This window comes from Lysobacter enzymogenes (assembly GCF_900106525.1).
Classification (GTDB): Bacteria; Pseudomonadota; Gammaproteobacteria; order Xanthomonadales; family Xanthomonadaceae; genus Lysobacter; species Lysobacter enzymogenes.
The window spans coordinates 118,885-141,650 of the sequence record NZ_FNOG01000001.1 but is presented as its reverse complement, the minus strand read 5'-3'; the positions used below and the strand labels follow the sequence as shown (position 1 = coordinate 141,650).

Below are 22,766 nucleotides of genomic sequence, written 5' to 3'. Positions count from 1 at the left end.
CGCATCGATCGCTCAGTACCGGTCGTCGAAACCGAAGATCGGCTTGCGGTCCTTCCACTTGCCGTCGGTGAAGTCCGGGAACTCGAGCGTGCGGTGCTCGGCGATGGACTGCTCCGACAACGGCGTGATCGCGCTCCAGGCCACCGCGTCATAGATGTCGATCGGCATCGGCGCGTCGGCCTTGAGCGCTTCGACGAAGGCGTTGATCACGAACCAGTCCATGCCGCCGTGGCCGGCGCCGGCGGCGGTGGCGCCGTGGCGCTTCCACAGCGGGTGGTCGTACTGGTCCAGCCACACGTCGGCCTTGTCCCACTCGTGCGGCTTGCTCTTGCCTTCGATGTGGATCGAGTCGTTGACGTCCATCCACAGCCCGTCGGTGCCCTGCACGCGAAAGCCCAGCGAGTACGGGCGCGGCAGCGAGGTGTCGTGCTGCAGCACGATGGTCTCGCCGTTGGCGCAGGCGATCTGGGTGGTCACCAGGTCGCCGAGCTTGAACTTGACCTTGGCGTTGGGATGCTCCGCGCCGGCTTTCTTGACGATGTAGTCGTGCAGGCCGCGCGGCTTGCTCGACATCGCGCTGAGGTAGGTGAAGCGGTTGCCGCGATGGATGTTCGCCGCCATCGCGCAGGGGCCGATGCCGTGGCTCGGATACAGGTCGCCATCGCGCTTGACCGAATGCTCGGTGCGCCAGCGCGCTTCCGACCATCCCTTCGGTCCGAACTCCACGCCGCTGCCGTAGGGCTGGTCCGGGTTGCCGTTGTTGAACTTCACCGCACGCAGGTCGTGCTGATAGCCGCCTTGCAGATGCACCAGTTCGCCGAACAGGCCCTGCCGGACCATGTTGAGCACCGCCAGCACATCGCGGCGATAGCACACGTTCTCCAGCAGCATGTACGGCGTGCCGGTCTTGAGCTGGGTGCGCAGCACCTGCCAGTGGTCGTCCAGGGTGATGCCGGCGACCACTTCGCAGCCGACCGCGATGCGCGCCTGCATCGCCGCGATCGCCATCGGCGCGTGGTACTCCCACGGCGTGGCGACGATCACGCCGTCCAGGCCGCCCTTGGCCAGCATCTTGCGATACGCATCGACGTCGCCGCCGTCGCCGTAGGTCGCGGGCTTGGGCTTGGGCTTGCCGGCCTTGTCGATCATCGCCAGCGCGCGGCCGAGCATGATCGGTTCGATGTCGCACAGCGCGACGACTTCGACGTCGTCGCGGCGCACCAGTTCCTTGAGCAGCACCTGGCCGCGCATGCCGGTGCCGATCAGGCCCAGGCGCAGCTTGGAGCGCTTGCGCGCGAGCGCCGGTGCGAAGGCGTTGGCGGCCAGCAAAGTGCCCGCGGTCGCGGAGCTGGCGATGAAGTCGCGTCGGTTCATGCAAAGGCCTCGGTGGATGCGGTGCGGCGAATAGACGACGTCAGAAGGACGCCTCGGCGCTGCGCCCGGCGCAGCGTTGATCGAAACATATCGGAAGGTAAATCTTTCTAATTTCTTTCGATAAAATATATTACGAATATTCAGGATGCATTTTGCGCCGCACAATGTGGCATAAGTATCGAATTCATTAGGATAGATCGCGAAGCGCGGCGAAAACCGAAAGTTTATCGTTGAGAATTACAAGGAATCGAAAGATGTCGGCCGTTCATTCCACCCCATTGCGCTCGCTGTATGTCCATCCCTGGGACGTGGCCTCGCGCGGCGCGCGCGAGTTCGCCGCGCAGGCGAGCGCGCTGGGCATGACCGGCGCGACCCTGGCGCTGAGCAGCCACGGCGGCCAGTTCGTCAGCCCGCAGCACCGCGGCAGCCGCGTGGTGTTTCCCGAGGACGGCGCGGTGTGTTTCGAACCCGATCCGCGCGGCTACGGCGAGATCGCGCCGCTCGCGCACAGCGACCCGGCGCTGCGCCACGTCGTCGACGATCTCGCCGGCGACGCGCGCCTGCAACTGCGCGCCCGCATCGTACTGCTGCACAACCGCCCGCTGGGCGCGCAGCATCCGCTGCACGTGGCGCGCAACGCCTGGGGCGATGCCTACGTCCACAACCTGTGCCCGTCTTCGCCGGCCGCGTTCGAGTATGCGCTGGCGCTGTGCGCCGACATCGCCCGCCTGCCGCTGCGCGGACTGGTGCTGGAAACGCCGAACTGGCTGCCTTATGCGCACGGCCATCGCCACGAATTCATGCAGGCGCGCGGCAACCTGTGGCTGGAAACGCTGCTGGGCCTGTGCTTCTGCAGCCACTGCCGGCGCCTGGCCGGCGACGCCGACCTGGACGCCGACGCGCTGGCGGCGCGGGTGCGCGCGCGCACCGATGCGTATCTGGCCGCGCCGGTGGACGCCGCGCCGGATCAGGCGGCGGCGTGGCTGATGGCGGATCTGCTGGAGATGCCGCAGTTGGCGGCGTATCTGCAGCTGCGGCAAAAACGCGTCGCCGAGGTGGTCGCGGCGATCCGCGCGCGGGTGCCGCGCGACCGCGAGGTGTGGACGATTCCCACCGCGCAGCGGCCGACCGCCAACGCCTGGCTCGAAGGCAGCCACCTCGCCGCCCTGGCCCGCGCCTGCGACGGCGTGGAAGTGCCGTTCTACGAAGCCGACGCCGCGCGCGTGGCCGCCGACGCCTTCGACACCGTGCAGCGCGTCGGCGACCCGGCGCGGGTGCGCGCGATCCTGCGCCCCGGCCCGCCGGACCTGGGCGACGGCGCCGAGCTCGGCGCGGCGCTGGCGGCGTTGCAGGCCGCGGGCATCGGCGGGGTTTCGTTCTATCACTATGGACTGCTGCGTCCGGATCGCTTGCAGGCGCTGGCGGCGCAGTTGCGCGCCGAGACGGCGCCGCCCGCGCCGCGACAGACGCGCTACGCATGAACGCGCTGCGCGCCGCATCGATGCTCGACCACCGCGGCGCGCCCGCTTCGCCCGCGCTCGCGTCCTGGCGGCCGCGCACGGTAACGCGCCCGCGCGTGGCCGATGATGCGAGCCAGCGCCGCGCGTTCCGATCCGCCGGCGCCGCGCCCGGCCGCCGGCCGCGAGCGCAGCGACGCATCGGGGAGCGTTACTGAGATGGCGATCAACGAGGCATTGCGCGCGCTGCAAACCCAGACCCTGCTGCCGGGCGTCAAAGGCCTGCCGCTGCGCGCGCCGCTGCGGCAGGACCAGATCGCCGCACAAGGCTACGACGTGCTCGACGGCCGCCTGTCGTACCCGGTCGCGGTGCTGCGCCAGTCCACGCTCGAACACAACCTGGCCTGGATGCGCGACTTCGCCGCGCGCGCCGGCGCGCTGCTGGCGCCGCACGGCAAGACCACGATGAGCCCGCAGCTGTTCCAGGCCCAACTCGACGCCGGCGCCTGGGCGATCACCTTGGCGACGATCCCGCAGTTGCGCGTGGCCCACCGCTTCGGCGTGCGCCGGGTGCTGCTGGCGAACCAGCCGGTGGCCTACGCCGATATCGAAAGCCTGGCCGCGCTGCTGCGCGAGGACGCGGACTTCCAGGCCTGGGTGCTGGTCGACTCCAGCGCCGGCGCCGCGCGCTTGAACGAGGTCATGGCCCGCCACGCGCCGCAGCGCCGCCTGCCGGTGCTGGTGGAGTTGGGGCTGGACGGCGGCCGCACCGGCGCGCGCGGCGGCGAGGCCGCGCTGGCGCTGGCGCGCGAAGTCGCGGCCGCCTCGCACCTGAGCCTGGCCGGCATCGAAGGCTACGAAGGCCTGTGGACCGGCGCCGACCGCGCCGCCGACCTGCAGCGCGTGCACAGCCTGCTGGCGCAGATGCTGGAACTGACCCGCCGCTGCGACCAGGCGGCGCTGTTCGACGGCGAGGACATCCTGATCAGCGCGGGCGGCTCGGCCTATTTCGATTTCGTCGCCGACGCCTTCGCCAGCCTCGATGGGCTTTCACGGCCTGTGCGGCGGGTGTTGCGCTCAGGCTGCTATCTGACTTCCGACCACGGCCTCTACCATGGCCTGCAACAGGAAATGCGCACCCGTCACGGCGCCGAGTTCCGCCACGGCCTGCAGCCCGCGCTGGAGCTGTGGGCGATGGTGCAGTCGCGGCCCGAACCCGGGTTGGCGCTGCTGACTTTGGGCAAGCGCGATGCGTCCTACGACGTCGAGCTGCCGCGCCCGCTGCAATGGCATCGCCCCGGCGAACCCGCGCCGCGCCCGCTGCGCGAGACGCGCATCGCGCGCATGAACGATCAACACGCTTACCTGGAACTGCCGCCCGAGCATCCGCTGCAAGTCGGCGATCTGGTCGCGGTCGGCATCTCGCATCCGTGCACCACCTTCGACAAATGGCCGTTGATGCTGCTCAGCGACGACAGCTATCGCATCGTCGGCGCGATCAACACCTTCTTCTGACCGACCCTGCAATGAGGAGCGCGCCCTCGTGTCCGACAACCTGATCCCGGCGATCCGCGGCGCGCTGCCCGAGCTGCGCCCGGCCGAACGCAAGGTCGCCGCCATGGTCCTGGCGGAAATGGACTTCGCCGCCTGCGCCAGCATCAGCGCGCTGGCCGCGCGCGCCGGCGTGTCCGAGCCCAGCGTGACCCGGTTCTGCCGCGCGGTCGGCTGCGGCAGCCTGCGCCAGTTCAAGCTGCAACTGGCGCACAGCCTCGCCGCCGGCGTGCCGTACCAGGCGGTCACCATCGACAAGCGCGACGGCGCGGCGGCGCTGGTGCACAAGGTCTGCGACGGCATCGCCGCGGCACTGGAGGATGTGCGCGAACGCATCGACCCGGCCGCGCTCGACGACGCCGCCGCGGCGATCTCCGCCGCGCGGCGGGTGTGCTGCATCGGCATGGGTTCGGGCTCGGGCGTGGTCGCGCAGGAAGCCTCGCTGCGCTTGTTGCGCCTGGACATCGCCGCCAGCGCGCACAGCGATGGTCAGTTGCAGCGGTTGGCCGCGGGCATGCTCGGCGACGGCGACGCGCTGCTGGCGATCTCGTTGTCGGGTTGCAGCGCCGAGGTCAACGACAGCGCGCGCATCGCCCGCCGCCGCGGCGCGCGGGTGATCGCGCTGACCCAGCCCGGCACGCCGCTGGGCCGCGAGGCGCAGGTGCCGCTGTTGTTGCCGCTCTCCAGCGCGTCCACGCCGTATTCGCCGGGCGTGGCCCAGCTGATGCAGCTGGCGATCGTGGACATGCTGGCCATCGCGGTGGCGCTGCGGCAACAACCGGCGGTGCTGGAGAAAGCCCGCCGGGCCAAGGCCGAAGCCGAACGTTCGCGCTCGGCCGGCGCCGCATTCGCCGCCGCGGCGAGCGCACGGCCATGAACGATCGCGATTTCCAGCCGGCGATGGCCGAAGCCGAGCGCCATCGCAGCGACCGCAGCGCGACGCCGGCCGATGCCGCCACGCACGAGACGCGCATCGCCGCGCCGCGCGCGCTGCGCGGCGACAACCTCGAAACCGCTGTTGGCGCGAAGCCGGCGCCTCGCGCCGACCGCTCGCTGGCAACGCGCGGGCCGCGCCTGCCGGACGTCGCCCTGATCGGCGTGGATTGGGGCGCGACCCATCTGCGCGTGCACGCCTTCGACGCGCACGGCGGCGTGCTCGCCACCCGCCGCAGCGCGCGCGGCCTGGCCACGTTGGCCGCACCGGACGAATTCGCCGACGCGCTCGACGAGTTGCTCGGCGCGGATCTCGACGACGGCCGCGCGCCGATCCTGCTGGCCGGCATGGCCGGCGCGCGCCACGGCTGGCAGGAAACGCCGTGCGCGCCGCTGCCGGCCGATGCCTCCGCGCTCGCGGCGTTGTTGCAACCGCTGCAATTCCGCGGCCGTCGCGCGGCGATCGTTCCCGGCGTCGCCGCAGCGGACGCCGGTTTCGCCGACGTCATGCGCGGCGCGGAAACCCAGGCCCTGGGCATCCCGCCGGGAACCGCGCGCGCGGTCGCGCCGGGCACGCACAGCCGATGGCTGCGCCTGCGCGACGGCGCCGTGACCGGATGTTCCAGCTACGCGACCGGCGAGCGCTACTCGCTGCTGCTCGAGCGAAGCCTGCCCGGACGCAGCCAACCGGCGCGGGCCTGGTCCGAACGCGGTTTCCTGCTCGGGCTGGACGCCGCACGCGCGCATCCGGACCGGCTGCACGAGTTGTCCGGCGCGCATGCACAGCCGATGCGCGACGCCGTGCCGGCCGGGGAACTGCCGGCGTTCCTGTCGGGACTGCTGATCGGCTACGAATGCCTGAGCGCGCTGGCGGCCGACGGCGCGAACTGCGAAACCGCCATCGTCGGCGACGCGCGCCTGGCCGCGATCTACGCGTTGGCGCTGCGCCGTTACGGCTGCCCGCACTACATCATCGAAGGCGACACCGCCTTCTGCCACGGCCTGTGGCGCATCGCGCGCGAGGCCGGGTACGCATGAGCGCCGCCGCGAGCGCGCGCCAGCGCCGGCACCGACGCAACGGGCGAACCGCGAGCGCGGCGACGACGCGAGCGAGTCAGCGCGTGTCGGCCTCGGCGCGGTGCGCGTAGCTGAGCACGCGCGTGGCCCGCCAGGCGTCGCCGTCGCGATGCCAGAGCACGACGAACTCGCCGCGGCCCTCGCACACGCCGCCGTCCGGCGCGCAGAAGCGATGCTCGCCGATCTCCATCGCGCCGAATCCGGGCAAGGGATAGACCCGCAGGCTGCCTTGCACCAGTTCGCGGCGGATCTTGCCGCACACGTTGCGTCGCGTGTTTTCCAGCATGCGTTCGCGGGTCCAGGTGACCCCGCCGCGGTCGTGATAGAACTCCACCTTCTCGTCGAACAGCGCCGCATGGCGGGCGAGCTGGGCCGGATCGGCGCAGCGGTTGAACGAGTCGAACAACTGCGTATCCAGTCCGGCGACCAAGTCGGTCAGCGCCTGTCCCTCGGGCAGCGGCGGCGGCGCGACGGGTTGCTTGGCCGCGACCGCTCCCGACATCGCCGCGATCGCCACGGCCGTGCATCCCGCGGCGCGGGCCGCCTTGCTTGCGTGTGCGAACATCGAAACGCTCCGTTTTCGTATGCGCCGCAGACTAACCCGCGCGGCCGCGCGCAGCCGGGGCCATAGGTCACGGGGTCGTCCGTCACGGTGGCGCGCGGCCGGGTCGTATCGCGAGGTTGCGGCCGGCGCTGTTTCGCCGCAGCCATCGCGACGAAACCCGCGCGCGGCTCAATCGTTCGCCGGCGCCGCGCCTTCGTCGTCCGCCGGCGCTTCGGCGGCGGCCACCGTCACCGCCACCAGACGCAGCCGCGTTTCCGCTTCGTCCTGCGCAGCCGGCGTCTCGACGATGGCCCGGCGGATCTCCGCCAGCATCGGCAGCAGGTTGTAGAACGAATTGGCCACGGCCTTGCGACCCATCGCGGTGTAACGGTCGCCTTCGCACAACGCGAACCAGGTCGCGTTATGCAGGGCCTGGATCGCGCGGTCGGCCTGCGCGGCGGAAACGGTGTGCGTGCTCATGGCGGCCTCTCGTCGGCGGAATGCAAGCAGCGATGAGCCAATCTAGCCGAGCGCCGGTGCAGCGCCTGCGACGGCGTCCCGAATTACGCCGACGCAGATTCGCGGCGTTGTGCTGGCGATCAGTTTCGTTCGGTGCGACGCGGCGATGGAATCCTGGTTGCCGTTCCGGCCGACGCCCGTCGCGCCGCCCCGCCAACGCGCGCAACGCCGCGGCGCATCGGGAATGCCTCATGTCCGATCTCATCGACCAAGCGCAACACTTCGAAGCCATCAATCTGGCGCAGTCGCTGCTGGCGCAACAGCGGCGGGCCGAAACCCAGCCGCGTCCGGCGGCATGCGGCCACTGCCTCAATCGCGAGTGCCTGGAGCCGTTCGACGCAGCCGACCAGGCGCGCCTTTACTGCGGCCCGCCCTGCGCCGAAGCGCATCTGCGTCAGCTGACGCTGGCCAGGCAGCGCTCGGGCGCGCGCTGATGCCCGGCGAGGCGCTCCGGGCGCGCTCAAGGCACTGAATGAGCTGAATAAAATTATCGATTCGCCGACGCAAGGGATCGATTCAGATTTCGGGTAAATCGGGTTTGCAGTCACATTCAATCGCGCAGATGCGATCCGACGGCCGGCAGAACGAAGCGGCACGAGCCGCAGCCTGACGTCGCCGCGGTCGGATCTCGCCGCCGCCGGCGGTGGCCGTGCGCCGACGGCATGAATGGCCCTGTCGCCGCCGCATGGCCGCGCGCACCGTGGAAGCCCGTTTGTGCGAACCGCCCGCATGCCCACGCCCGCTTCCCCTTCGCGCCGCCGCATCCTATTCGACGCGCTCGCCGGCACCGCCGCGCTGAGCCTGGCCCCGCTGGCCCGCGCGACTGGCGCGACTGGCGCGACCATCGCCGCCAAGACCCTGCCCGGCACCGATCTGGTTCTGCCGACCGGCAGCATCCACGACTTCGACTTCTTCGTCGGCGCGTGGAACTTCCGCAACTACCGCCTCAAGCGCCGCTGGGTCGGCAGCCGCGACTGGGACGAGTTTCCCGCCTCGCTGCGCTGCGAGAGCCGCATGGGCGGCGTCGTCAATCTCGACGAAGGCGTGTTCCCGACCAAGGGCTGGCAGGGCATGACCCTGCGCGTGTTCAATCTCGAGGAGCAGCGCTGGTATCTGTACTGGATCAACAGCAGCACCGGCCAGTTGTTCCCTCCGGTGGCCGGCGGCTTCGACGGCGACCGCGGCGAGTTCTACGGCGAAGACCGCGACGAAGGCCGGCCGGTCAAGGTGCGTTTCCGCTGGACCCGCATCGATGCCGATCGCGCGCGTTGGGAGCAGGCGTTTTCGCTGGACGGCAAGCAATGGGAAACCAACTGGAAAATGGAGCACACGCGGGTCGGGGCCTGAGCGCTGCTGGCGGAATCTCCAACCGCCATCCGCGCGAACGCGGGGATCCAGAGGCTTCAGCGTCCTGTGTGGGCTTGGCGATGCTCGCTCGCCGCCCGCATGACATCCCTCATCCCCGCCGCGCGCGCGGACCGGCTACGCTACCGGCATGGCCAAGCATGCCGGCTCCGTATTCAGCGTCGACGTCACCGGCCTGGACCGCGACGCCGGCCAGCCCGCCTACGCGCGCATCGGCGAGCGCATCCGCACCGCCATCCTCAGCGGCGCGCTGGCGCCGAACGCGCGCCTGCCGTCCGGCCGCACCCTCGCGCGCGATCTCGGCGTGGCCCGCAACACCGTCGATTGGGCCCTGGATCAGCTCGTCGCCGACGGCTACATCGTGCGCCGCCGCGGCGCCGGCAGTTATGTCGCCGCGCAATTGCCCGAGCGCGATGCGCCGCCGCGAAAGCCCGAGCTCAACCGCCCCGCCGTCGCCGACACCGCACCGCGCCGCCTCTCGCGCCGCGCCGACGCCTTGCGCGCCTATCCGGGCCATTACCAGCCGGCCGCATCCACTCCGTTCGCGCCATCGTTGCCGCCGACCGACCTGTTCCCGCGCGAAATCTGGAACCGCCTGCTGCAGCGCGAAGCCGCGCGGCCGGGCGACGACTACTGGCACTACGGCGCGAGCAACGGCCTGCCCGCGCTGCGCCGCGCCATCGCCGCGCACGCCGCGGCGATGCGCGCGGTGCGCTGTTCGCCCGAGCAGGTGATCGTCGTCACCAGCACCCAGCAGGCCGTCGAGCTGGCGGCGAAGGTGCTGGCCGATCCGGGCGACAAGGCGTGGTGCGAGCTGCCCGGCTATCCGCCGGTGCGGCACGGACTGCGCAGCGCCGGGCTGGAGGTGGTGGATGTCGCGGTCGACGACGAAGGCCTGGATGTCGCCGCCGGCCTCGAAACCGCGCCCGAGGCGCGCCTGGCCTACGTCACCCCGGCGCATCAATACCCGTTGGGCGTCGAACTGTCGCTGCCGCGCCGCCGCGCCCTGCTCGACTGGGCGCATCAACGCGATGCTTATGTGCTCGAAGACGATTACGACGGCGACTACCGCTACGAAGGCCGGCCCATCGCCTCGCTGCAAGGCATGGACGAACGCGGCCGCACGATCTACATCGGCAGCTTCAACAAGATCCTGTTTCCGGCGCTGCGCATCGCCTACGCGATCGTGCCCGAGCCGCTGGCGGATGCCTTCGTCGACGCCAAGCACATCGCCGACGGCCACACCGCGCTGCTCATGCAGGGCGCGCTGGCGGCGTTCATCGACGAAGGCCATCTCGGCTCGCACCTGCGCAAGACCCGCGCCGCCTACGACCGGCGCCGGCTGGCGTTTCTCGATGAAGCCGGCGCGCTGCAGCGCTGGCTGCGCTTCGGCCCGGCGCTGGCCGGCATGCACGTGGCGGCGCGCTTCACCGATGCCGCGGCGGCGCTGGACGATCGCGCCGTGGCCGCGGCCTGCGTCGCGGCCGGCGCGGTCGTGCACCCGTTGTCGAAGTATGGAAACCGCGGACGCGGCGGCCTGGTGTTCGGCTTCGTCGGCGGCGAGCGCGCGCAGGCGCGGCGCGGGCTGGAGACGGTGGCGCGGGTGCTGGAGCGCGGTTGACGGGCCGCGCCGCGCGCGGCGATCAGATCGGCACTTCCTCGCCCGCCGCCTGCTGCACGGTGACCCGGTCGCGGCCGCCGGCCTTGCTCGCGTACAGCGCCGCATCGGCGCGTTCGAGCAGTTGTTCGTAGCTCTCGCCGGCGCGCAGCTCGGCCACGCCCATGCTCAGGCTGAGGTTGAGCGGCTGGCCGTTGAGGCTGGGCGGGTTGGCGCCGACCGCGCGGCGCAGGTGCTCGGCCACCACCAGGCCCTGCTCGAGCCGGGTGCCGGGCAGGCCGACCAGGATCTCGTCGCCGCCGTAGCGGCCGCACAGGTCGGTCGAGCGCAGGCGCTGGCGGGTGCGTTCGGCGACCGAGCGCAGGGCTTCGTCGCCGGCGCTGTGGCCGTGCTGGTCGTTGATGCGCTTGAAGTGGTCGATGTCGAAGAACACCACGGTCAGCGGGCGGCGGGTGCGGTGGGCGGCGTGGATGGCATCGCGCAGCGCCTGCTCGATCGCCTGCCGGTTCATCACGCTGGTCAGGCGGTCGTAGGTGGCGCGGTGCTTGGCGGTGTCGTGGTCGTGGCGCAGCTTCTGCAGCTTCGCCGCCAGGCCCAGCAGCAGGCCCAGGCCGCCGAACACCAGGCCGATCGGGTAGGCGTATTCGAGCCAGGCGAACATCGGCCACCAGCGCTGGAAGCCGCCGACCAGCACCACCAGCACCGCCAGCAGCGGCGCCCACGCGGCGAGCAGGAAATAGGCCTCGCGCTGGCGCTGGGCGATCGCCACCGCGCTGGCGTAGGCGACCGTCAGGATCACCGTCAACAGCATCAGGTTGCCGAAGCTGGCGCTGAAGCTCCAGGTGTGCACCAGCGACACCAGCAGCAGCGCGCCCAGCACCCAACTGCAGACGTTGAGCACGCGCGTGACCGCGGGCTGGGTCGCGCGCAGGTCCAGGTAGAACACCAGGAAGCGCACGCTGGCGATCACCGCCGCGGTGTTGAGCACGACGTTGGTGCGGCGGTTCGGCAGCACGTCCTGGAACCACGGCAGCATGCGGATCTCGCCGCCCTCCACCGCCAGGTTGACGGTCTGCACCAGCAAGGTCAGCGACAGATAGGCGTAGCCGCGTTCGCGCAGGCCGACCCAGAAACCGAAGGCGAGGATCGCGGTCGCGCCCAGCGCGGTCAGCACCACGCTGCGCAGGGCGACGTGGCTCATGTCCTGGCGATGGACCAGGGCCAGCGGCTCCACCCGCAGGGTCGAGGGGGTGAACTCGGTCGCCCAGGTGCGCAGGTAGATCACCTCGCCCTTGCGCAGCCCGCCCTCCAGCGGATAGACCACGAACCGCGAGGAATGCTGGAACTCGCTGCCGCGGCCGTGCAGCGCGCGCCGCACCGGGTCGGCGTCGCGGTGGCGCCAGATGTCGAAGAACTTGCGGTAGGGCTGGTCGATCACCAGCTGCGGCAGCTCGTCCTCGCCGACCTCGGCGGTGGCGACCAGGCGCAGCCATTGCGGCTTGCGCCCGGAATAGACGATGCGCTCGCCCTGCTGCGGCGCGAAGCGCGCGTCCAGCCGCCCCGACAGCACCTGCGCCAGCGGCGGATCGACGCCGGGCCCGAGCCGCGAGACCGCGAACGGCTGCGCGCAGGCCAGCGCCGCCGCGCTCAGACCCAGCAGGGCCAGCAGGGTCTGCCACAGTAGGCGCCAGGACCGATCCATTTCCTCAACACGATGACGTAAGCGACGCAGGATAGCCCAGCGTATACGGCTCCCCGCCCGGCCCCGCCGCCGGCGCCGGCGGGCCGAACGCGGAACTGCGACGCCGATCCCCAACGCGGGCGCCGCCACGCCCGTTCACCCGTGCGGCCGCGCCGCGCACAGCGTTTGTAAGCGAAGGTGAAGTTGAGAACCCGGCCCGGTTTCGGCGCCGGCCGCGCCGCGATGCTGACGCCCCTCGGCCGGGCCGCTGTCTGCGTCCCGAGCCGCGGGCGGCCGGCATGCGGCCGCGCGGCGCTTGCCCGCGCCGCGTCCGCATGCAGGCCGCGCACTCGCAGTCGCACCCATCGCGCGCGGACGCAGGACGCAGGCAGGAGCCGCCGCGCGCGCCACCGGCGCCGTCCGCGCCGTCCGCATCGGATCCCCCTCGCACCCGCCCGGCGCCGCGCGCGCCCGGCGCGGTCGCGGCCTGGCCGTCGCTGGCGCGCGGCGCCAAGGCCGCGCAGTGCGAAGCCACGGGGAACGCGGACGGCGCGGCGGCGTCTGCCCATCCGCATGCTCCCAACGCTTTCTTCTGGAGACGCAATGAACAAGCTCGCTGTGATCGCCCTGGCCCTGGCCGCCGCGCTGTCGGCCGCCGCCGCCCAGGCGCACTCCCCCGCCACCGCGCCCGCCGCCCGCGCCGCGGCCGCCCCGACCTGGAAGCCGCTGACCCCCGGCACCACCTGGAACTGGCAGCTCGACGGCCGCGCGGTCAATTCCGCCGTGCTCGACGGCTCGGCCAACCCCAAGAAAATGCTCGACATCGACCTGGACGCGACCCCGGCCACGACCATCGCCGCGCTCAAGGCCAAGGGCATCTACGTGGTGTGCTACACCGAAGTGGGCAGCTACAACATGGATCGCGCCGACGCCGCCGAGTTCCGCAAGGTGCCCGGCCTGATCGGCAAGCAGATGGACGGCTTCGACCGCGAGTACTGGGTCGATGTGCGCAAGACCGACGCGCTGATGCCGATCATGACCGCGCGCCTGGACAAGGCCCGGGCCAAGGGCTGCGACGGCGTCGAGCCGGACCTGGACGACTCGTTCAACCAGGGCGTGGACAAGACCGGCTTCGACCTGACCATGGAAGACTCGCTGTATTACCTGCAGTTGCTGGTCGACGCGGCGCATGCGCGCGGCATGTCGATGGGCCTGAAGAACGGCCCGGAGATGGCGCCGTACGCAGCGGTGTTCGCCGACTGGGCGCTCAACGAGGAATGCAACCAGTGGGGCGAGTGCGGCAACTACAAGGAGTTCATCAAGCGCAACAAGGCCGTGTTCCAGGTCGAGTACCGTTCCAACGGCACCCGGGTCAAGGACTTCTGCCCGGCCGACAACAAGAGCAACTTCGACGGCCTGCTGAAAGACGCCAGCGAAGCGCTGCACGCGCTGCCGCGCGACGCTTGCCGCAACGGTTGATCCAGGCGTGACCACGCCGCGGCATCGCTCGCCGCGGCCGGGCCGGCTCCCGTCGGGGGCCGGCCTTTTCGTTGGCGTGCGCGCCGCGCCGGAGCCGCTTGGACGCCGGCGCGCTCAGGAATTGCGCCACGCCGCCGGCGCCCGCGCGCGCCCTTCCGGGCGTTCGAAGTCGCGGCCCAGATAGGCCTTGCAGCGGAACTGGTCGATGTCGTTGATGCGCAGGATGTTGCGCTTACGGCTCACCAACCCGCTGCGGTGCCAGGTCTGCAATTGCGCGTTCAACTTCGGCCGGCTGGCGTTGACCATCGCCGCCAGGATGCTCTGGGTCGGCGGCAGCGCCACTTCGAAATCGCCGCCGCGCGCCTGCGGCTGGTTGTGCATCAGCGACAGCAGATAGCGCGCCAGGCGCGACTCCAGGCGGTGCAGGCACATCGTCTCCAGGCTCTCCACCGCCTGGCGCAGACGCAGGCACAGCGAGGCGTGGGCGCGCTCGATCACCACCGGGTCGTTGGTCAGGCTGGGGAAATGCCGGCGCGGCAGCAGCAGCACCCGGGTCGGGCTGTAGGCCACGGCGGTGAAGGTGTGGGCGTGGTTGTCCAGCAGCGGGGTTTCGTCGACCGTCTCGCCGCTGTCGATGGTGTCCACGATCAGTTCCTGGCCGTCGGGCCCGTACAGCAGTTTGTAGATGCGGCCGTGCACAACGAAGGCGAGGAAGTCGCTGGGATCGTTCTTGAAGAACAGCGCGTCGCCTTCCTCGAGGTTGGCCTCGCTGCTGTGGCGGGCGATGTGCTCCAGCAGCGTCGTGGGCAGGCCGCGCAGCAGCGCGCAGCGGTCCAGGCCCCAACGGCGCCGGCGCACCGCCACGCCATCGTCGGCGGTCAGCGCCATGCGCCCGGCCGCGCCGGCGGCGCGGCGGCGGTTGCGCCGGCGCGGCCGGCGGCGATGCGGCCGCGCGGGCGGCCGGTGGCAGGATTCATAACGCCCCCTGTGGACGTCGGCATGGCGCGGCCGCGATGCGGCGCGCGGCGCGGACGATCGACCCGGCGCGGTGCGGGCCAGCCGCGCCGCGGCGCGCGGCCGGATGCGGCTGGGAACGATGCCGGCGCCGCGCAGCGGACCGGCATCGCGTGGCGCGGGCCTTACGGGCCGTACGGATTGCTCTTGAACGACTGCAGCACGGTCATCAGGCTGGTCAGGTTGTCCGACACGCCGGTCTGGGCGATCTTTTCGGTCGCGCCGGCCGCGGCGGTGGTGTCGAGGCTGTAGATCTGCATCACGCCCTGGTTGGCGGCCGCCTGCGCCAGCGAGGTCTGCTGCTGCTGCGAGGCGATGGCGTTTTCGAACAGCAGGCCGGTGGAGTGGGCCGCCGACTGGTACATCGAACCCATCGCGAACGCGGGGCCCTCGGCGATGACCTTGACGTTGGACTGGGTGACGGCGTCGGTGATCTGGTTGTTGACTGCGGTGGGGTATGCCATGGATCGGTCCTCAATGACGGATTAAGTCGGCTCCACGGCGCCGGCCCGACAAGCCGGCCGGCGCCGCACCGCCCGATCGCGCGGATCGGGCGCCACGCGTTACTTGAACGCGCGCAGCACGGTCAGCAGGCTGGTCAGGTTGTCCGACACGCCGGTCTGGGCGACCTTCTCGGTCGCGCCGGCGGCGGCGGTGGTGTCGAGGCTGTAGATCTGCATCACACCCTGGTTGGCCGCCGCCTGCGACAGCGAGTTCTGCTGCTGCTGCGCCGCCACGGCGTTTTCGAACAGGATGCCGGTGGAGTGCGCCATCGACTGGTAGATCGAACCCATCGCGAAGGCAGGCGCCTCGCCGATGACCTTGACGTTGGACTGGGTGACGGCATCGGTGATTTGATCGTTGACGGCGGTCGGGAATGCCATATCGAGCTCCTTGGAATTTTGAAGTACGGCCGCTGCCGTACATCGCTGATTAACGAGTCGTCAGTTGCTTTGTGAAGCGGCCGGACCGTTCGCCTGTGCGGCGTTGTTGGGGTTGTTGTCGCGGTCGGGGCGAGCGGCGGAATCGCCGTCGCGGCCGGTCGCGCGCGACTCGTCGGGGTGCGCGGAACCGGTGGTTTGGGGAGGCAGCAAGCCGTTGGACTGGGCGGCGCCGATCACGTCCTGCAACTGGCGCGCGAGCGGGCCGATCTGGCGTTGGAAACATGCATCGACTTCGTGCCGGACCAGATCGGCCAGGCGCGCGGCGATCTGCTCCATCGGCGTGGGTGGAATCGCGGCGGCGCCGGGCGCGGGCTTGGCCGGCATCAGGTCCTGCAGCGATTGCGCGCGCTCGACCGCGCCGAGCACGGCGGTTTCGGCGGCGCGTTCGGCCTTGGCGTTGCCGTCGACGGCGGCCTGGGCGCGGTTGAGGCTCTGCCGGATCACCGCCTCGATCTGCTGGCGTCCGTTCTCCAGCACGCCGGCGGCGCCGCCGGGCGGCGGCGAAGGCGACGGCGAGGCCGGCGCAGGCGGCTGCGATTGCGCGCCGACCATCGCCACGTAAGCGCTGAGCACCTGCTGCTCTTCCGCCTGCAGGGCGCGGCCGAGTTGGGTGCGGGCGAAGCTGCGCACGGCCTCGTCGAGTTCGGACAGCGCCGAGGCTGGCGCAGGATCCGGTGCGGGTGCCGGTGCGGGCGCGGGCGATGGCGACGACTGCTCGGCTGGGGGTGCAGCAGCAGCCGGCGGCTGCGATTGCTCAGGTGCGGGCGTAGCTGCGGCGGGCGCCGGCGGCGATTGCTCGGGTACGGGCGCAGTTGCAACGGTCGCCGGCAGCGACTGCTCGGGCGCAGGCGCGGATGCGGGTTCAGCCGCCCCCGTCGTCGCGGACGCGGGCGGCGACGCGCCCGGCGGCGGCGGCGGGCTGGTCGGCGAATTCTGCGGCGGGGTCTGCGAGGCGTACATCAGCGCGCCTCCAGCAGGCGCAACAGCGCCTCCAGCAGCTTGGGATCGTGCAGACGCTGGGCCAGCAGGCGGGCGATCTCGCCCTGCTCGACCGGCTCGGGCCGCGGCGACGGCGCGGTCGCCGGCTTGGGCCGGGGCACCGCAGGCGCAGGCGGCGGCGCGGCGCGGCCGCCCGCGCGGGTCGCGGCCGGCGCAGCGAACAGGCCTTCCAGTTCGTCATGCAGCAGGTATTCGAGATTCTCGTCCATCGCGAACTCCGGTCTTACACGTGATGCGATACGCAATGAGGGCGCCGATCAGGCCGACGATGCCGTTGCAGATGCGAACACCGTCACCACCGAATCGGGCGCTTTATAACCATTGACCGCCACCTGGAGCGTCGGCGGCGCCTTCGCCACCGGCGAGGGCGGGCCGACGGTGACGCTCCAGTAGGCGCCGGACACCGTGTCGATCAGCGTCTGCAACTGCACGGCGACCTGATCGGCGTCGGGGATGTTCACCGCTTCGGTGCCCGAGTCGGTCGGCGCCTGTTCGCCCGCGGCGGGCGCCAGCGGCATCAGGCTGTAGGCCATCAACAGCGCGCAGCGCAGGTACTCGGCGCGGCTGTCGGTGTGCTCCACGCCCTGGCCGTCGCAGCCGAGCAGGTAGCTGCGCCAGTTGGCGAACAAGGACAGCACCCGCGTCGCCGCATCGAACCAGACCGCGCGCGACGCGCTGAGGCCGATCATCGCCTCCAGCAGCACGCCGAAACAGTCGCTCCATTCGTTGGCGGCGCGCGCGTCGTAGATCGGCGCCATGGCCTTGCCGAGCAGCGCCGGCAGCGCCGCGCCGACCCGGTCCATGAAATCGGCGCCGTCCTTGCAGGTCCGGCTCAGCTCCAGCAGCGCCTGCACATCGCTGCGGTCCAGCGAGCGCACGCCGGCGTACATCACCCGGTCGCTCAGTTCCTGGATCGCATTGGTGTCGATATAGCCCTGCAGATGGCGCAGGCCGCGGTTGAGGCGGTAGCTCTCGCTGGAGTCGAACAGGCCCGAGGCGCCGGTGATCGCGTTGCTGCCCAGGTTGGTGTCGAAGGCCACGTAGGGATAGCGCGCGCCGACGTAGCTGCGGTAGTAGTAGGCGTGGCCGAGCCGGAACACCATCGGCCGGTCGCCCTGGGCCAGCACCTGGTAGTAGTTCTCGCCCTTCTCGCCGGGCAGCGCCGGCGTCTTCGGCACGGTGTCGAAGGCCTCGCTGATCGCCATCATGTTGCGCTTGCCGGTGTAGGCCACCAATTGCCGCGTGCGCGCGCTGTTGCCGTCGTAGCGGCGCAGCATCAAGCCGTCGATGGTCAGCGAATCGTTGCGGAACAGCTCGTCGAACAGGCCCGAGACGTGCTCGCCGGGCAGGCGCGGCGCGTCGGGCGTGCCGTCGGTGCCGCGCCAGTGCTCGGCCTCGCGGCTGCGCGCGGCGTCGATGCCGGTCAGCACGTAGCGCCAGAACGCGCGATAGAACGACGCCGGCAGCGGCGCGCTCAGATAGGTCATGGCATAGCCGATCGCCGAACGATTGTCCATCGCCACGCCCATGCCTTCGCCGCAGTGGATGTGGTTGCTGAATTTCAGCGCCAACTTGAGCGGATAGCTCGGCGGCGAGGTGTCCGCGCCGAAGCGCGCGGTCAGCTCGGCACGGTTGCGGCTGAGGAATTCGAAATAGGTCAGATACGCGCCGACCTTGTTCTCGGCGCCGAGCAGGTCGAACCCGACCACGTTGCGCAACGTCTGGTCGGCCAGGCAGGCCTTGAGCTTGTCGAGGTCGGCGAGAAATTTCTCGTCGCTGCTGTAGACGTGCGAGCTGTGCAGCAGCAGCTTGTATCGAGTGTCGCGGGTACCGTTGTAGGTTTCCACGCAGGCGTCGTGCTGCTTGGCCTCGTCCGGCCCCAGCGCCAGCTGGGCGTTGGTCACGCCTTGCTGCTGCAGGTACATCAAGGTCATGTAGATCAGCCGCCGGACCGGATCGGAATCTTTCTGCTCGACCGCCAGCTGCTTGAGCGCGAACGAGCGGGCGAAGTAGGCGTCGTCGAACGGGGTGTACTTGCTGGCGCTGTAGAACTTGGCGTTGAAGTGCTCCAGCATCGGCAGCATCGCTTCGATCTCGTCGCCGGCGTCCTTCGGCGCGCCGCGCTCGCGCCAGGCCAGCTGGAGCTGCTCCAGGCGCGCGCGCACGCCGGCGTACAGCGCCGGGTCGGTCGCCGCCAGGTCGAAACAGACGCTCAGCTTGAGCCGGTCGGCCAGCCATACCGCGGCGATGTAGATGTTCTCGCCGACGCATTCGCCGCGCTGATAGGCCTGGCGGTCGCGCGGCTGCTGCGCGACGGCCTGCAGCGGATTGCGCTCCTCCATCAGCCGCAACGCCTTGAGCAGCAGCGACACGGTGCCACGGCGCTGCCAGCCCGGCGTGAGTTGGCCGGCGGCGAGCCCGTACAAGCCCACCAACGACAACGGCTGGTCGGCGGCGACGATCGGGCCTTTACCAGCAGGGTCGAACTGCAGGCCCGAGGTCGAATCGCCCTTCACCGGCAAGATGCCGTTGAAATGGCTGTGGTACTCGAAGCGATAAGCGCTCGCGCTCAGGTGCGGAATGCTGAAGTAAGCCACGACGGGGTTCCTCGGATTTCGGCCGCGCGCGACGGCGCACACCGCGCAGGCGGGCGCGCGCTACGACGGGAAAGGGGGCCGGCGCGGGTTCGGCGCGCCGGCGCGGTTTACGGGCTGCTGCCGCTGTTCTGCAGCACCGAGGCGTACTTGGCGATGCTCTGGTCGATGCTGTCGATGGCGAACTTGGCCGACTCGGCCTCCATCGCGCCCGCACCGGCCGCGACCGCGGCAGCCACCGCCATGAACACGTCGGTGGCGAGGATGCCGAGCGCGTCCTCGGCCGCCTTCTTGGGCTGGTCGGCGACGATGTCCTCGGTCATCTGCTTCATCAGCACGCCCTGGCTGGCCAGCGCGATCTTGGTGACGCCGTCGAAGTAGACCGCGGCCGACTGCGCCACCAAGCCGGCGGCCTGGCTGATCAGCATGTCGGCGGTGGTGGCGATCTGCGCCGGCGCGTAGGACGCGGTCTCGGCGTTGCTGAACTGCACCGCCTGCACGATCTGCTGGTTCAAGGCGCCGGTGGCCGGCGCGGCCGCGGCGTTGCGCGCGACGGCGAGGGCGCGCGCGGCGGCGAGCGGGGATTTCGGCGTGCTGTTGCTGGCGCTGTTGTTCGTGCCGCTACCGCCTGCGCCGTTGCCGTTGGCGCCGCTGCCACCCGAACCGCTGCCGCCTGCACCGCCGGCACCCGTGCCACCGCTGCCGACACCGCCGCTACCCGCACCATTGCCGCCGGCGCCGCTGCCCGGATTCTGCCCGGCGCCGCCATCGGCGCCACCGCTTCCACCGGCGCCGCTGCCGCCTGCGCCGCTGCCGCCAGCACCGGCAGCGGCGCCGCCGGCATTGGCCGCCGCTGCGGCCGCTGCAGCAGTCGCGGCCGTTCCCGTGGCCGCAGTACCCGCCGCAGCACCAGCGGCGTCGCCGCTGCCCTGCGGCGCCGCGCCCTGGCCGTCGCCGCCCGGTCCCCCGGAGCCTTCGCGGCCGGCGTCGTCGGCGCCGTCGCCGGCCGCGTCCGCGTGCCCGCCTTGCGCCGCAGCGTAGGCCGCCGCGGCCGAGGCGGCGGCATCGGCCGCGCCCTGCGCCGCGCCCGTTTGCGCATCCTGCTCGGGCGCGGCGCCCGCGTTATCGTCGTCCCATCGGTATTTCATCGCCGTTCTCCAAAGCGTGCGTCCGTCGTCTCATCGCCCCGCACTGCAGCGCGCGCTATGGCTTGTCGCCCACGGCCATGATCAGCTGCACCGCCTTGGACACCACTGCGCTGGAGATCTGGTTGAGCACCTGCTGGCTGTGCACCGCGTTTTGCAGCGCCAGGCCGGTGGAGTGGCTGGACACTTGGTACAGCGAGGCGATCGCCTGCGCGGGCGCCTCGGCGACGACCTTCACGTTGGTCTGTGTGACGGCGTCGGTGATCTGCGAATTGACGGGCGTGTCGGTCATGAGCCTGTCCCTGGAGTGAGTGTGCGTTGCGGGTCTATAGCGGTGGAACGCGAGCCCGAGAGGCTTGTGAATCCGGCCGCGCCGGCGGTGCGCCCGGGCCCGCTCATTCGCGCCCCACCGCCAGCCGCAGCCGGTTGCGCAGCAGTTCGACCCGCTTGCGCGCCAGCGGCTGGTTGATGTGCAGCCGCTCGGCGATTACTGGATACGGCAAATCCTCGATGAAGCGGTAAGCGAACAGCCGCCGCTGTTCGCGGCTCATCCGCGCCACCGCCGTCACCACCCGCTCGAGCTGTTCGTCCAGCTCCAGCTGCTGCAGCGCCGACAGGCCTTCGTGGGCGAAGCCGCCGCCCTCGCCGTCGACTTCGCGATGGCGGTCGAACACCTCGCGGTCGCGGCCGCGCCGGCGCACGCTGTCTAGGAACACGTGGCGCAGCACCACGAACAGGAAGCCGCCCGGGTCGGTGATGGTGTGCGGCGAGCGGCGCATGAACAGCAGCGCCTTGATCGCGGCGTTGCCGAGCAGTTCCTCGGCGCGGTCGCGCTGGCCGTCGGCGAAGCGGCGCGCGCGCGCTTCCAGTTCCGGCAGATTGGCGCGCCAGGCGCCTGCGAACATTTCGTCGGCGAGCTTGAAATCCGCGCGCGGCGCGGTCGCATCGCGGTCGCGCGCAAGCGGCGCGCGCTCCGGCGGCATGGCGTGAAAGCTGTTGCAGTCGGCGCGTTCGCGCCCGTCGGCGTCCATCACGATCCCCCTCCTTCATCTGCGGTGCAGCGAGTCTGGGCAGGGGGGTGGGCGATGGCTGTTACTTGGGTGACACGCACGGCGGGCGCGCGGGCGGGCAACTGCGCATCCCGTCGCGATACCAAGAAATATCGGGTTTTCCGCGGGTTTTTTCGCGAGTTCTTTTGCGCCCATGCGGCGCGAAGGCGCGCGGCCGATACCGCGCGCGAGCGTGTTTAAAGCATGCGGGCGCTCACATTCGTCCCGCAGCGGCGTTAGCGGTATGCGCGTGCGCGCTCACGCCGGACGCGAAGGCGCGCCCGGCTCCAGGCCCAGCGCGCGCGCGATGCCGCTCCAGCCCCAGCTCGCCAGGCAGCACGCGACGGCGACCGCGCCCCACGACACGCCGGCTTCCGGCAGCCGCTGCAACTGCGCCATCGCCTGCGGCCACCAGCTCGCCGCGCCGCCCAGGACCATGCCCGCGCCGGCGGCGATCAGGCCGAACAACAGCAGTTGCTGCAACCAGCGCTCGACCCGGTCGCCGGCATCGGCGGCGGCCGCGGCGCGGCGCGCGACCTGTTCGGCGAAACCGTAGGGAATCGGCTCCATCGGCGGCGCGCGCAAGGCCCGGCTCAGCAGGCGGTACTGGGCCAGGCGCGGGTCGCCCTCGCTCATCGGCGCGCCGGCGCGTTCGTGTTCGCGCGCGCGCTCCTGCAAGGCCCATTCGCGGGCCGTGGCCGGATCGTCGAAGCGCGCGTCGCGGTCGTTGTTGCGGTTCATGCGAATTCTCCCAGCCGCGCTTCCAGCCGCTGGCGCAGGCGCGCCCGGGTCCGGAACAGGTGGCTCTTGATGGTGCCCTCGGCCAGGCCGGTCATCTGCGCGATCTCGCCGATGGGCACTTCTTCCAGGTGATACAGGGTCAGCAGGGTGCGCTGCAGCGGCGGCAGCGCCTCGATCTCGGCGTGCAGGCCGGCGGCGATCTCCTCGTCGGCGCAGGCCGCCTCCAGGTCGAAGCCGTCGCTGACCGCGTCCAGCGGCGACAGCGCGTCCTCGTCGGCCGCGGTCTCCACGATCGGAATGCGCTTGCGCTCCAGATGGCGCTTGGCCACCGAATAGGCGACCTGGCCGATCCACGACTTCAGCGCGCTCTCGTAGCGGTACTGGTGCAGGCACTGGTGGACGCGCAGGAACGCCTCCTGGCACAGCTCGCGGGTGTCGTCCGGGTGGCGGACCATGCGCTGGATGATGTGCCAGCACAGCCCCTGGTACTCCCGCACCAGGCGCTCGAACGCGCCCGGCTGGCGGGAGAGGACGGCTTCGACCAGGGCGCGGTCGTCGTTCATGGGCTGGAACCGGTCATCGGGTCGAGGATGCGGGCAAGGCGCACGCGGTTGCAGTGGCGGGCGCACCTGCCGCGCTGTGACGAGTGTCACCCCGTGGCCCTGCCGCCCCCGCCGCGGCG

General features: G+C 71.1%; 24 protein-coding genes. 9 read left to right on the top strand and 15 right to left on the bottom strand.

Annotation, left to right across the window (positions count from 1 at the left end; all coding sequences use genetic code 11):
- Positions 1–12: 12 nt before the first annotated feature.
- Positions 13–1,374: a Gfo/Idh/MocA family protein gene (locus BLU84_RS00620; RefSeq protein ID WP_074861662.1), complete on the bottom strand. Its 1,362-nt coding sequence runs from the start codon at positions 1,372–1,374 to the stop codon at positions 13–15.
- Between the two features lie 254 nt (positions 1,375–1,628).
- Between BLU84_RS00620 and BLU84_RS00615 the strand changes: the two genes are divergently transcribed.
- Genes BLU84_RS00615 through BLU84_RS00595 form a run of 5 tightly spaced genes read left to right on the top strand, consistent with a single transcriptional unit; the run spans position 1,629 to position 6,353 of the window.
- The gene (locus tag BLU84_RS00615; protein ID WP_074861661.1) at positions 1,629–2,855 is read left to right on the top strand and encodes a hypothetical protein; all 1,227 of its coding nucleotides are present in this window, start codon (positions 1,629–1,631) and stop codon (positions 2,853–2,855) included.
- Entirely contained in the window at positions 2,852–3,049 is a 198-nt protein-coding gene (locus BLU84_RS00610) for a hypothetical protein (protein ID WP_074861660.1), read from the top strand. Before BLU84_RS00615 ends, BLU84_RS00610 begins: the two co-directional genes overlap by 4 nt.
- Position 3,050: 1 nt before the next feature.
- Positions 3,051–4,346, top strand: a complete 1,296-nt coding sequence (locus tag BLU84_RS00605) for an amino acid deaminase (RefSeq protein WP_074861659.1) — start codon at positions 3,051–3,053, stop codon at positions 4,344–4,346.
- A 28-nt stretch (positions 4,347–4,374) separates the two neighbouring features.
- Positions 4,375–5,259, top strand: a complete 885-nt coding sequence (locus BLU84_RS00600; protein WP_074861658.1) for a MurR/RpiR family transcriptional regulator — start codon at positions 4,375–4,377, stop codon at positions 5,257–5,259.
- Positions 5,256–6,353 carry a 2-dehydro-3-deoxygalactonokinase gene (locus tag BLU84_RS00595; RefSeq protein ID WP_083382213.1) on the top strand — a complete coding sequence of 366 codons (1,098 nt, stop codon included), beginning with the start codon at positions 5,256–5,258 and terminating at the stop codon, positions 6,351–6,353. The genes BLU84_RS00600 and BLU84_RS00595 overlap by 4 nt, the downstream gene beginning before the upstream one ends.
- A gap of 76 nt (positions 6,354–6,429) precedes the next feature.
- On the opposite strand, the gene BLU84_RS00590 is transcribed toward BLU84_RS00595, so the two are convergent.
- Together BLU84_RS00590 and BLU84_RS00585 are read right to left on the bottom strand one after the other, a co-directional pair.
- Complete coding sequence (locus tag BLU84_RS00590; RefSeq protein WP_233431030.1) at positions 6,430–6,957, bottom strand: nuclear transport factor 2 family protein; 528 nt, start codon at positions 6,955–6,957, stop codon at positions 6,430–6,432.
- A gap of 168 nt (positions 6,958–7,125) precedes the next feature.
- Positions 7,126–7,416 carry a hypothetical protein gene (locus tag BLU84_RS00585; protein WP_074861657.1) on the bottom strand — a complete coding sequence of 97 codons (291 nt, stop codon included), beginning with the start codon at positions 7,414–7,416 and terminating at the stop codon, positions 7,126–7,128.
- A gap of 230 nt (positions 7,417–7,646) precedes the next feature.
- On the opposite strand from BLU84_RS00585, the gene BLU84_RS00580 reads away from it, so the two are divergent.
- From BLU84_RS00580 to pdxR, 3 genes are all read left to right on the top strand, one after another.
- Positions 7,647–7,889 (top strand): hypothetical protein, encoded by a 243-nt coding sequence (locus tag BLU84_RS00580; RefSeq protein ID WP_074861656.1) that lies wholly within the window; start codon positions 7,647–7,649, stop codon positions 7,887–7,889.
- A gap of 295 nt (positions 7,890–8,184) precedes the next feature.
- Entirely contained in the window at positions 8,185–8,802 is a 618-nt protein-coding gene (locus BLU84_RS00575; protein WP_211664493.1) for a hypothetical protein, read from the top strand.
- 148 nt (positions 8,803–8,950) lie between these two features.
- A complete protein-coding gene (pdxR, locus tag BLU84_RS00570; RefSeq protein ID WP_074861655.1) occupies positions 8,951–10,441 on the top strand; it encodes a MocR-like pyridoxine biosynthesis transcription factor PdxR in 1,491 nt (496 codons plus the stop codon).
- A 22-nt stretch (positions 10,442–10,463) separates the two neighbouring features.
- Here pdxR and BLU84_RS00565 read toward each other — a convergent pair whose 3' ends face one another.
- Entirely contained in the window at positions 10,464–12,140 is a 1,677-nt protein-coding gene (locus BLU84_RS00565; RefSeq protein WP_074861654.1) for a sensor domain-containing diguanylate cyclase, read from the bottom strand.
- 582 nt (positions 12,141–12,722) lie between these two features.
- On the opposite strand from BLU84_RS00565, the gene BLU84_RS00560 reads away from it, so the two are divergent.
- A complete protein-coding gene (locus BLU84_RS00560; protein ID WP_074861653.1) occupies positions 12,723–13,598 on the top strand; it encodes an endo alpha-1,4 polygalactosaminidase in 876 nt (291 codons plus the stop codon).
- Positions 13,599–13,712: 114 nt separating this feature from the next.
- On the opposite strand, the gene BLU84_RS00555 is transcribed toward BLU84_RS00560, so the two are convergent.
- The 11 genes from BLU84_RS00555 to BLU84_RS00505 all read right to left on the bottom strand — a co-directional run bounded on the left by BLU84_RS00555 (position 13,713) and on the right by BLU84_RS00505 (position 22,647).
- Entirely contained in the window at positions 13,713–14,486 is a 774-nt protein-coding gene (locus tag BLU84_RS00555) for a Crp/Fnr family transcriptional regulator (RefSeq protein ID WP_074861652.1), read from the bottom strand.
- Between the two features lie 251 nt (positions 14,487–14,737).
- The gene (locus BLU84_RS00550; protein WP_074861651.1) at positions 14,738–15,076 is read right to left on the bottom strand and encodes a RebB family R body protein; all 339 of its coding nucleotides are present in this window, start codon (positions 15,074–15,076) and stop codon (positions 14,738–14,740) included.
- 99 nt (positions 15,077–15,175) lie between these two features.
- A complete protein-coding gene (locus BLU84_RS00545; protein ID WP_074861650.1) occupies positions 15,176–15,496 on the bottom strand; it encodes a RebB family R body protein in 321 nt (106 codons plus the stop codon).
- Between the two features lie 60 nt (positions 15,497–15,556).
- Positions 15,557–16,186, bottom strand: a complete 630-nt coding sequence (locus BLU84_RS00540) for a hypothetical protein (protein ID WP_074861649.1) — start codon at positions 16,184–16,186, stop codon at positions 15,557–15,559.
- Between the two features lie 329 nt (positions 16,187–16,515).
- Positions 16,516–16,764: a hypothetical protein gene (locus tag BLU84_RS00535; protein ID WP_074861648.1), complete on the bottom strand. Its 249-nt coding sequence runs from the start codon at positions 16,762–16,764 to the stop codon at positions 16,516–16,518.
- A 48-nt stretch (positions 16,765–16,812) separates the two neighbouring features.
- Positions 16,813–19,152: a hypothetical protein gene (locus BLU84_RS00530; protein WP_074861647.1), complete on the bottom strand. Its 2,340-nt coding sequence runs from the start codon at positions 19,150–19,152 to the stop codon at positions 16,813–16,815.
- A 107-nt stretch (positions 19,153–19,259) separates the two neighbouring features.
- Positions 19,260–20,297, bottom strand: a complete 1,038-nt coding sequence (locus BLU84_RS27640) for a hypothetical protein (protein ID WP_233431029.1) — start codon at positions 20,295–20,297, stop codon at positions 19,260–19,262.
- A 55-nt stretch (positions 20,298–20,352) separates the two neighbouring features.
- Complete coding sequence (locus tag BLU84_RS00520; RefSeq protein WP_074861646.1) at positions 20,353–20,586, bottom strand: RebB family R body protein; 234 nt, start codon at positions 20,584–20,586, stop codon at positions 20,353–20,355.
- 103 nt (positions 20,587–20,689) lie between these two features.
- A complete protein-coding gene (locus tag BLU84_RS00515) occupies positions 20,690–21,325 on the bottom strand; it encodes an RNA polymerase sigma factor (RefSeq protein WP_233431059.1) in 636 nt (211 codons plus the stop codon).
- 276 nt (positions 21,326–21,601) lie between these two features.
- Positions 21,602–22,084 carry a hypothetical protein gene (locus BLU84_RS00510; RefSeq protein ID WP_074861645.1) on the bottom strand — a complete coding sequence of 161 codons (483 nt, stop codon included), beginning with the start codon at positions 22,082–22,084 and terminating at the stop codon, positions 21,602–21,604.
- Positions 22,081–22,647, bottom strand: coding sequence for an RNA polymerase sigma factor (locus BLU84_RS00505; protein ID WP_074861644.1), 567 nt, complete (start codon positions 22,645–22,647; stop codon positions 22,081–22,083). Before BLU84_RS00505 ends, BLU84_RS00510 begins: the two co-directional genes overlap by 4 nt.
- Between the last annotated feature and the right edge of the window lie 119 nt (positions 22,648–22,766).